1 protein-coding gene and 1 pseudogene are annotated in these 2,614 nt (G+C 71.1%); one reads left to right on the plus strand and one right to left on the minus strand.

Translation table 11 applies throughout. From position 1 onward, the window contains the following. Positions 1 to 104: 104 nt before the first annotated feature. Positions 105 to 1,526: pseudogene (locus tag ACPUER_RS36305) on the plus strand (hypothetical protein); the annotation flags it as partial. 78 nt (positions 1,527 to 1,604) lie between these two features. On the opposite strand, the gene lnt reads toward ACPUER_RS36305, so the two are convergent. After that, a partial coding sequence (gene lnt / locus ACPUER_RS36310; RefSeq protein ID WP_425133521.1) for an apolipoprotein N-acyltransferase occupies positions 1,605 to 2,614 on the minus strand: 1,010 nt, incomplete at its 5' end.

Genomic DNA, 2,614 nt, shown 5'->3' on the forward strand with positions numbered 1-2,614 from the left:
TTTTTTTTTTTATTATTTAATGTTTATGTTGGAGGGTGGGGGGGGGGAGGGGGGGGGGGGGGGGGTTGGGGGGGGGGTTGGGGGGGGGGGGGGGGGGGGGGGCCGCGGCCGCACACTTCAATCATGGCTACGCGCTGCAGATGGCCGGCCGTCACGCGGACGCGGTCGCGCCGTACCGCGCGGCGCTGGCGGCCGATGCCGGCTGGCCGTCGCTGCGCAACAACCTCGCGATCGCGCTGCGGCTGTCGGGCGGCGATCGCGCGGAGGAGATCGCGCTGCTCGACGCGGCCGTGAACGCCGATCCGCGCGACGTGCAGGCATGGATCAACCTCGTCGTCGCGCGGCTCGCGACGCACGACCTCGACGGCGCGCTCGCGTGCGCCGCGCGGCTCGCCGACCTCGCGCCCGACAATGCGCTCGCGATGAACAACGTCGCGATGGCGATGAAGGAGGCGCAGCGCTGGGACGACGCCGAGCGTTACGCGACGCGTGCGTGCGAGCTGGCGCCCGACGACGCGTCGTTCCGTTTCAACCTCGCGATCATCCAGCTCGTGCGCGGCAACCACGCGGCCGGCTGGCGCGGCCACGAGGCGCGCTGGGACGGCGCCGGCGAACTGCGCGGCCGCCGGCCGGCGCTGCCGGGCCCGCGCTGGCAGGGCGAGCCGCTCGCGGGCAAGACGCTGCTCGTATGGGGCGAGCAGGGGCTCGGCGACGTGCTGCAGTTCTGCCGCTTCGTCACGCCGCTCGCCGAGCGCGTGCATCGCGAGGGCGGCCGGCTCGCGTGGAATACGTTCCCGCAGGTGGGCACGCTGATGCAGCGCAGCCTGGGCGCGCAGGCGGACGCGTTCGGCGCGGGCGGCGGCGTCGACGCGCTGCCCGCATTCGATTACGAAGTGCCGCTGATCGGCCTGCCGCTGATGCTGGGCATGGAAGCGTCGACGCTCGCGTCGTCGGTGCCGTACCTGCGGGCCGATCCCGATGCGCGCGATGCGTGGCGCGCGCGGCTCGCGGGCGAGCGCCGGCTGAAGGTCGGGCTCGTGTGGACGGGGAGTGCGGGCCACCAGCGCAATCCGTTCCGGCGCGTCGGGCTCGAGCGTTATGCCGACGCGTTCCGCGGGATCGACGGCGTCGCGTTTTATTCGCTGCAGCCGGGCGCGGATGCGGATGTCGCGGCGGCGCGTGCAGCCGGCTTCGCGATCGCGGACTTCACGACGGAACTGAAGAGCTTCGACGATACGGCCGCGTTCATCGGCGCGCTGGATCTCGTGATCACCGTGTGCACGTCGGTTGCGCACCTGTCTGGCGCGCTCGGTGCGCGCACCTGGGTGCTGCTCGACGTGAATCCGCACTGGCCGTGGCTGCTCGAACGCAAGGGCAGCCCGTGGTATCCGACCGCGACGCTGTACCGCCAGCGGACGTTCGGCGCGTGGGAGCCGGTGATGGAGGAGGTGAGCCGCGATCTGCGGAGCCTGGCCGCGCAGCCGGCTCAATCGGACCGGTCGGACCGATCGGCCCGGCAGGCCTGAGCGGCCGACCGCGTTGCGGTCGCGGGCCGCGTCGCGCGGCGGCGGCCTCCACGCAGCGCGCGGCGGCCGCCTGTTGCGTCATGCGTGCCGGTCGTCGTCGGGCTTCGGGCCGTTGCGCCGGCGCAGCCCCGGCCCGAACGTGAAGCCGAACGCAAGCAGCACGAACGACACCGCGAGCACGATGTTGTTGCCGCTCGTCACGTACGGCGTGAAGCCGCTCGTGCCTTCGATCCGCACGTCGAGCGAGCCGATCGTGAACGGCTTCAACTGGCCGAGCACGCGCCCGTGCGCGTCGATCGCGGCCGTCATCCCGGTATTGGTCGAGCGCAGCATCGGCCGGCCCGTTTCGAGCGAGCGCATCCGCGCGATCTGCAGGTGCTGGTCGAGCGCGATCGTGTCGCCGAACCATGCGAGGTTCGTCACGTTGACGAGCACGCCGGGCGGCTGCGGGTTGTCGCGGATCGTCGCGGCGATTTCCTCGCCGAACAAGTCCTCGTAGCAGATGTCGGCCATCACGGGCTGGTTGTGCACGAGGAACGGCTTCTGCACCGGCGCGCCGCGCGCGAAATCGCCGAGCGGCATCTTCATCAGGTCGACGAACCACCGGAAGCCCCACGGAATGAATTCGCCGAAGGGCACGAGGTGGTGCTTGTCGTAGTGATAGATGTCGCGCGAGTTCGGCGTCACGCCGTACAGGCTGTTCGTATAGTCGACGTAGCGGCCCTCCTCGGTCACCGACGCGCCGACCGCGCCGAACAGCACGGCCGAACCGGTCGTGTCGCTGAACTTGCGGATCGCGACGGCGAACGGCTCGGGCAGCTCCTGGATCATCACTGCGATCGCGGTCTCGGGCGTGACGATCAGGTCGGCCGGCTTCTCGACGATCATCTGCTGGTACATCTTGATCGCCGCGTCGATGCCTTCCTGCTCGAACTTGATGTCCTGCTTCACGTTGCCCTGCAGCAGCCGCACGGTGAGCGGCGCGTTCGCGGGCACGGTCCACGTGACCTGCGACAGCCCGAGGCCGGCCGCGACGAGCGCGACGGCGACGCCGGCCGGCGCGGCGATGCGCACGCGCGCGTTGCGGC

It is taken from the genome of Burkholderia sp. DN3021, from assembly GCF_049805555.1.
GTDB classification, from domain to species: domain Bacteria; phylum Pseudomonadota; class Gammaproteobacteria; order Burkholderiales; family Burkholderiaceae; genus Burkholderia; species Burkholderia pyrrocinia_C.